Origin of the sequence: Mycobacterium sp., from assembly GCF_019247635.1 — a bacterium.
Taxonomy (GTDB): Bacteria; Actinomycetota; Actinomycetes; order Mycobacteriales; family Mycobacteriaceae; genus Mycobacterium.
In genome coordinates this window covers 21,464-28,264 of record NZ_JAFBAR010000046.1, presented here as the reverse complement: position 1 = coordinate 28,264, position 6,801 = coordinate 21,464, and the positions used below count along the sequence as shown (strand labels likewise).

The following is a 6,801-nucleotide window of genomic DNA, read 5'->3' as shown; positions in this document are numbered from 1 at the left end:
GACGCGCGCCGACGGCACGCCCGTCACCACCGATACCGGCGAAATCTTTTGGGGCGAGCCAGGAACCAACGGCCAGCACGCCTTCTACCAATTACTGCATCAAGGCACCCGGTTGGTGCCGGCCGACTTCATCGGCTTCAGTCAGCCCACCGACGACCTGCCCACCATGGACGGCACCGGCAGCATGCACGACCTCCTGATGAGCAACTTCTTCGCCCAGACCCAGGTGCTGGCATTCGGCAAGACGGCGGATGAGATCGCCGCGGAGGGCACCCCCGCCGACGTCGTGCCGCACAAGGTGATGCCCGGAAATCGGCCGTCCACTTCGATTCTGGCGACTCGGCTCACGCCGTCGGTGCTCGGACAGCTGATCGCCCTCTACGAGCATCAGGTGTTCACCGAGGGTGTGGTGTGGGGCATCGACTCGTTCGACCAGTGGGGTGTGGAGCTGGGCAAGACGCAGGCCAAGGCGCTGCTTCCGGTGCTCACCGGTGACGGTTCCCCGGCGCAGCAGTCGGACAGCTCGACCGACGCGCTGGTCCGCCGCTACCGCACCGAGCGTGGACGGGCAAGTTAACTAGCGCGAGCAGACGCAAAAGCACCCCCACGCCCGGCGTGTCGGGTGCTTTTGCGTCTGCTCGGCCAGTTAGGCGAAGCGCTTGGTGAAAGGCGGCGGCAGCACCCGCATCAGTTGCACCAGCGGTGCCCACGGCCACCACGGGACGGCGGCTCGTCCGGGTTCGCGTTCGATGGCGTCGACGAGCGCCTTGACGCCAGTTTCGTTGTCCACCATCAACATTGTGCTGGCGGACTTCGCCGTCATCTCCGACTCGATGTAACCCGGCTCCAGCACCGACACCTTGATGGGGCCTTTGGCGTGCTCGGCGCGCAAGGATTCGCCCAGCGAGCTCACACCGGCTTTGCTTGCGGCATAGGCGGCTTTGACGCCCGGCACCCCCTTGTGGCCCAGCACCGACGAGATCAGCACCAAATGCCCCGAGCCCGTCTTCTGGAACATCTCCAGCGCCGTCTCGATCTGCACCAGCGCCGCCACCAGATTGGTCTCGATCGTTGCCTTATTCGCCCACAGCTTGCCGGAGCCCAGCTTGGCGCCCTTGCCGATGCCGGCATTGACGATAACGCGGTCGATGCCACCAAGCTCGTGGCTGAGTTCGGCGAATACCTTCGGCACCTGCTCGTGGTCGTTGACGTCCAGCGCGGCTACGGCGACGGTGATATCCGGATACTGTTGGGAGAGTTCGGTTTTCAGTTCGTCAAGCCGGTCGGTGCGACGGGCGCACAGCGCCAGGTCGCGGCCCTTGGCGGCGAATGAACGGGCCATCCCGGCGCCCAGGCCGGAGCTGGCACCGGTGATGAGAATTTTCTGACGAGTCACCCGGGCAGCATATCGACTACTTCAACAACCGGGACATGCGCCGGTCGGCCAGCACCTTGCCTCCGGTCTGGCACGTCGGGCAGTACTGAAAAGACTTGTCCGCGAACGACACTTCACGCACCGTGTCCCCGCACACCGGACATGGCAACCCGGTGCGGGCATGCACGCGCAGCCCGGAGCGCTTCTCGCCTTTGAGCGTCGCCGCCCCTTGCCCAACCGAACGATTTACCGCATCGGCCAGAACCGACACCATCGCGTCGTGCAGGGCGGCGAGCTGCCCGGCGGACAGTTTCCCCGCCGTGGCGAACGGCGAGATCTTGGCGACGTGCAGGATCTCGTCGCTGTAGGCGTTGCCGATGCCGGCGATCACCTTCTGGTCAGTGATCACCGTTTTGATCCGGCCGGTGTTACCGGCCAGGACCGCGCCCAACTCGTCGGCGCCGAGGTGCAGCGCGTCGGGGCCGAGGGCGGCGATGCCGGGCACCTGCTTCGGGTCATCGACCAGCCAGACGGCCAGCCGTTTCTGGGTGCCCGCCTCGGTCAGGTCGAACCCCGGCGCGTCGCCCGGGGTGCCCAGGTGCACGCGCAGCGCGATCGGGCCCTTGCCGGGACGCAGCGGGGCGGCGGCCAGCTTGTCGGACCAGCGCAACCAGCCCGCCCGGGACAGATGAGCAATCAAGTTCAGCTCACCCGCTTGCAACCCGAGGTATTTGCCCCACCGTTGCGCTCCCACCACGACCTGTCCGTGCAGCGCGTTGATGGGCGGATCGAAGGTCTTGAGCACCGACAGCGCGGCCACGTCGACGCGGCCGACGGTCAGACCCACGGCGTGGCGGCGTAGATGGTCGACCAGCGCCTCGATCTCGGGAAGTTCGGGCACCCCGCCAGTCTATGCAGTGGTCCCCATAGTTCCCGGTGTGCCGAGCGACCCGTTGCCGCCGCCCGCGCCCGCGGAGCCCGGCGAGAAGCCGTCACCCCCCGCCCGGCCCGCGTGCAGGCCGCCGTCACCGCCCGCTCCGAGCCCGGGCAGAAACCCGCCCCCGCCCCCGCCGGCCGAACCGCCCTCGCCGCCCGACGTCGCCTGGCCGCCCGACGTCGCCTGGCCGCCCGAACCCGCCGACGTCGGCTGGCCCACAGGCGCGGCCGCGTTTGCGCCGTTGCCGCCCGCGCCGCCCCCGATGCCCAACGGGAGGCCGACGCCACCGCCCTGGCCGACGTAGCCGTACACGGTGTGGTCACCGCCGTACTCCGCGACGCCTCCGCCGGGTACCGCTCCATCCCCACCGGGGTTACCGATCGAACCCGGGGCGCCACCGCTGCCACCTTTACCAATCGAATTAGCCGGGGTGGCCGGGATCGTGAAGCCTTGGCCGCCGGTCGGGCCAGCCGAACCGCCGTTCGCGCCGTTGACAGCGGCCGCTGCGGCGGCGTTGACGCCCCCGCCGGCTCCGCTGATCGCGCCGTTGCCGCCGCCCCACCCCAAGCCGCCCTGAGTGTTGGCCGCGGGCGTTGTCACGTCGGCTCCGTTTGCGAGCAGCGGGCGTCCCGATAAAGCCTCGGTGGGCGCGTTGAGCACGCCCAGCGCGTCGCCCACGATGCTCTGCGCGGGTGCGGCCGCCGCGGCCGGGGAGATGTTCGCCAGAACGGCATTGGCGGCCTCGGTGTCGGCGTACAGCCCGGCACCGCCGGTCATCAGCTGCACGAACTGCTGGTGGAACAGGGCCGCCTGCGAGCTGAGCGCCTGGTAGGCCTCCGCGTGCGCACCGAACAGCGCTGCGATCATCGCCGATACCTCGTCGGCACCCGCGGCCAGCACACCCGAGGTGGGGGCAAGAGCCGCCGCATTGGCGGTAGTGAGAGTCGCGCCGATGTTCGCCAAATCCGACGCCGCCGCGGCAACGTATTCGGGCGCCGCGCTGACAAACGACATCCCGACCCTTCCGCTACCCCGGAAAATCCTCCCCCACTACCGCATCGGCCGGCAGAACTGCATCATATCCCGACCTGCACCCCGCTCCAGAGAGTTGTTTGAAACCTTATTCCGGTATTAGGCGCCCTTTACTATTGCCGCGTTTTGTCAGGAATTCCCGGGGCTGGCGCGCAACAAATAGATGTCCATGATCCAGCCGTGCCGGGCGCGGGCCTCGGCACGCAGAGCGGCGATGCGAGCGCCGACCTCACCGACCCTGCCCACTACCAACACCTCGTCCGGCGTACCCAGGTAGGCGCCCCACCAGATCCGGGTCTCGGCCGGGCAGTCCCGAAACGAGCAGTCGGCGTCGAGCATCACCACCGCCGAGCCGGACAAACCGTGCGCGCGCAGCTGCCTGCCGGTGGTGATCAGCACCGGTTCCCCAACCTCGTTGAGCGGGATACGGTGCCGCGCGGTCAGCGCCTGCACCGCGGTGATGCCTGGAATGACGTCGTATTCGCAATCGACTTCGGCGGCCACCGCGTCGAGCACGCGCAGCGTGCTGTCGTATAACGACGGGTCGCCCCAGGCCAAAAACCCGCCTACGCCGTCCGGACCGAGTTCGGTCGCGATGGCCGTGGCCCAGACCCGCGCCCGCGCGGCGTGCCAGTCGGTGACCGCCGCCTGGTAGTCGGTATCGGCCGACCGCCTCGGGTCGGGCAATTCGACGAACCGATACCCGGGCTCACGGATGAACCGAGCGCAAATCTCCCGCCGCGCCGCCACCAGACCGCTCTTGGCCGCGCCTTTGTCCATCGCGAAGAACACCTGGGTGTCGTTGAGCGCCTCGATAGCCTGGACGGTGAGGTAGTCAGGGTCGCCCGCACCAATGCCGATGACGTGGATGCGCCGACCCATGGAGTTCAACCTAATTGAAGCGGTTCAGCGTCTAGCCGAGACCGTAGGTACCCGATACCATAGGTACCGACTATCGATTGCGTTCCCCAACTTGAAGGGCCACCAACGATGACCGCTTCGGTAAAACCGGCCGCGCCGAGTCGTGAAGAGTTCTCGGAGCGCTTGCTGAAAGGCTCGGTCAAGAAGTCCTACGAACCCGTCGTCGATATCGACTGGGACGCGCCGCTCGACCCGGACAAGTTCTACCTACCGCCCAGGCTGGTGTCGCTCTACGACACCCCGATATGGGACGAAATGAGCCGCGAGCAGCAGATCGAGCTGTCCCGCCAGGAACTGGTCAACACCCTGTCGGCGGGAATCTGGTTCGAGAACATGCTCAACCAGACGTTGTTGCGCACCATCCTGCACGAGGATCCGACCAGCCGCTCGACGCACTACAAGCTGACCGAGCTGGGCGACGAGTGCCGCCACATGGTCATGTTCGGCAAGGCGATCGAGCGGGTCGGCGCCAAACCCGTCCAACCACGGTTGTTCTACCGGATGATCATCAACACCTTGCCGCTGGTGTTCCAGCGCGGCTCGATGCTCTGGATGGCCGCGCTGATCGGCGAAGAGATCTTCGACTCCCTGCAGCGCCAGATGATGGACGATCCGGAACTGCAGCCGATTATCCAGCGCCTCATGCGGATTCACGTCACCGAAGAGGCCCGCCACATCCAGTTCGCGCGCGACGGGGCGCGCAAGCGGGTGCAGACGATGCCGCGCCGCAACAAGTGGTTCATGGCCAACATCAACGGGCTCGGCGGGTATTTCTTCCGCTACCTGTTCAGCAATCCGATCCCCTACGCCCGCGCGGGACTGGACCCGCTGCGGGCACGACGGACCGCGCGCAACAGCCCACACCGTTACGACATGCAGGTGGCCGGGTTTGCCCCGCTGGCAGCGTTTTTGACCGAGGTGGGCCTGATGGGCCCCATCGCGCGCCGCGGCTGGAAGCGCGCCAAGTTTCTGTGAGCAGAGTCATCGTCGTCGGAGCCGGCGCGCAGCGCGTGGCGGCCGCCCTGGCCGACGCCAGCGCGGGCGCCAGTGTCAGCGCCGGCGACGTGACAGTTCTCGAAAGTGCCGCTGCTGCTTCGGCGTTCGACGAGCACACCGACACCTGGACGCTACGCACCACGTCCGGCGCGGACCTGCGGGCTGGTGTCATAGTCAGCACGCAGCCACCGATGCTGCCGTGGCAGCCAGAGTTACCTGGGCACAGCGACTTTCGCGGATCATCGTTTCACGCGGCCCGGTGGGATCCCGCCTTTGACCCGGCCGGCAAACGCATCGCGGTGGTCGGCGCCGACGCCACCGCCGGCCACCACATCGGACGGTTGATCCAATCCGGCGAGGCGGCCTCGGTCACCGTGTTCGCGCACGCACCGCGCCGCATCGTTGCCGAAGTGCCGTTACCGACGACGCGCGCCGCGCGCTGGCTGCGCCGCCGCACCCTACCCACGCCGCGCGGTCAGCGGTCGGCGGCAACGTTGGTGGCCTCGCCGATCGACGCCGTGACCCCGTCGGGAATCCGCACCCGCGACGGTATGCAGCACCGCGCCGACGCCATCATCTACGGCACCGGGTTCGCGGTTACCGATGAGACGCTGGTCGGCGCGGGCGGCGTGACCATCCGGCAGGCCTGGCGCGACGGCATGGAGCCCTACCTTGGGGTCGCGGTGCGCGGTTTCCCCAACTACTTCTTCCTCACCGGTCCCGACGTCGTCGCGCAGACGGGTTACGTCGCCGAATACCTGGACCTGATGAGCCGCACCGGCAGCACCCGCATCGAGGTGCGCCAGAGCAACCAGCAGGTGTTCAACGAGCGTGTTTACCTCGAACCCGTCCAGTCGCACCGCGTGCCGCAAGCCTACGAGCTGTCCGGGGATGCCCGCGGCGTCGCGCAGACATACGACGGCGCCGCGACGCTGATCATTGGCGGCATCGGCCATCCGGTACGCGTCCGGCTGGCGGGGCACCTTGACCCGATCGACGGCCATTACCACTGGCGGGGGACGGTTTTTGAGCCCCTGCCCGACGATCCGGTCCGCCAGGAACGCACGGCGACGTTGACGATTGGCGCGCGCAGCGCATCTGCCCGGATCGTCGAGCGAACACCCTGGGGTACGCACTCGCTGGCCGGAGTGGGCGCTCCGCCCTATGACCCGGCCGGGCTCTGAACGGGCATTGACTTCAGTCCAGGGTTTGCGTCGCCGAATACTTGGTTTGCCCGCGGCGCGCCGTGGGGAAATGCACTTAGTCCCGGGGTGGCATCCCGCTGGAGGTTGAGCACGCGCGCCAAGTGGGTAATCCCGGGGGGTTGGAGTTGGCGCCCGCTGTAAGCAAACGGCCCGACAGACGAGCACGACATCCGCCTGGGGGGCGGCCCTTAGTCAGTAGCCTGCCGAGTTCGGTGCGCCTTGGCAACGTCGCCGACTACCGCTTCGAGCGGCGGCAGCACTGGGGAGTTCGAGGAGCAGGAGATGGAATCGGACGACAGGATGGCACCCGAATGCCGGATGACGACGTCCCACCA

6 protein-coding genes and 2 pseudogenes are annotated in these 6,801 nt (G+C 67.7%); 3 read left to right on the top strand and 5 right to left on the bottom strand.

Going from position 1 to position 6,801, the window contains the following annotated elements:
* Positions 1 to 577 (top strand): annotated as a pseudogene (locus JO236_RS06955) (glucose-6-phosphate isomerase); the annotation flags it as partial.
* A 69-nt stretch (positions 578 to 646) separates the two neighbouring features.
* On the opposite strand, the gene JO236_RS06950 reads toward JO236_RS06955, so the two are convergent.
* The 5 genes and pseudogenes from JO236_RS06950 to cobF form a co-directional block, all read right to left on the bottom strand.
* Positions 647 to 1,396: an SDR family oxidoreductase gene (locus tag JO236_RS06950; protein ID WP_293326547.1), complete on the bottom strand. Its 750-nt coding sequence runs from the start codon at positions 1,394 to 1,396 to the stop codon at positions 647 to 649.
* Between the two features lie 16 nt (positions 1,397 to 1,412).
* Positions 1,413 to 1,880, bottom strand: a complete 468-nt coding sequence (locus JO236_RS06945) for a zinc finger domain-containing protein (protein WP_293326555.1) — start codon at positions 1,878 to 1,880, stop codon at positions 1,413 to 1,415.
* 153 nt (positions 1,881 to 2,033) lie between these two features.
* A pseudogene (locus JO236_RS06940) lies at positions 2,034 to 2,276 on the bottom strand (DNA-formamidopyrimidine glycosylase family protein); the annotation flags it as partial.
* Between the two features lie 9 nt (positions 2,277 to 2,285).
* On the bottom strand, positions 2,286 to 3,326 hold the full coding sequence (locus tag JO236_RS06935) for a PE family protein (protein WP_293326544.1): 1,041 nt from the start codon (positions 3,324 to 3,326) through the stop codon (positions 2,286 to 2,288).
* Positions 3,327 to 3,473: 147 nt separating this feature from the next.
* Positions 3,474 to 4,226 (bottom strand): precorrin-6A synthase (deacetylating), encoded by a 753-nt coding sequence (cobF, locus tag JO236_RS06930; RefSeq protein ID WP_293326541.1) that lies wholly within the window; start codon positions 4,224 to 4,226, stop codon positions 3,474 to 3,476.
* A 108-nt stretch (positions 4,227 to 4,334) separates the two neighbouring features.
* Between cobF and JO236_RS06925 the strand changes: the two genes are divergently transcribed.
* Positions 4,335 to 5,240 carry an AurF N-oxygenase family protein gene (locus tag JO236_RS06925; RefSeq protein ID WP_293326538.1) on the top strand — a complete coding sequence of 302 codons (906 nt, stop codon included), beginning with the start codon at positions 4,335 to 4,337 and terminating at the stop codon, positions 5,238 to 5,240.
* A gap of 212 nt (positions 5,241 to 5,452) precedes the next feature.
* Positions 5,453 to 6,445, top strand: coding sequence for a DUF4873 domain-containing protein (locus tag JO236_RS06920; protein WP_416362176.1), 993 nt, complete (start codon positions 5,453 to 5,455; stop codon positions 6,443 to 6,445).
* The last annotated feature ends 356 nt before the right edge of the window (positions 6,446 to 6,801 follow it).

Coding starts and splice junctions, on each gene's coding strand:
- JO236_RS06935 (WP_293326544.1), bottom strand. CDS start 3,326: ATGTCGTTTGTCAGCGCGGCGCCCGAATACGTTGCCGCGGCGGCGTCG.
- JO236_RS06920 (WP_416362176.1), top strand. CDS start 5,453: ATGCTGCCGTGGCAGCCAGAGTTACCTGGGCACAGCGACTTTCGCGGA.
- cobF (WP_293326541.1), bottom strand. CDS start 4,226: ATGGGTCGGCGCATCCACGTCATCGGCATTGGTGCGGGCGACCCTGAC.
- JO236_RS06925 (WP_293326538.1), top strand. CDS start 4,335: ATGACCGCTTCGGTAAAACCGGCCGCGCCGAGTCGTGAAGAGTTCTCG.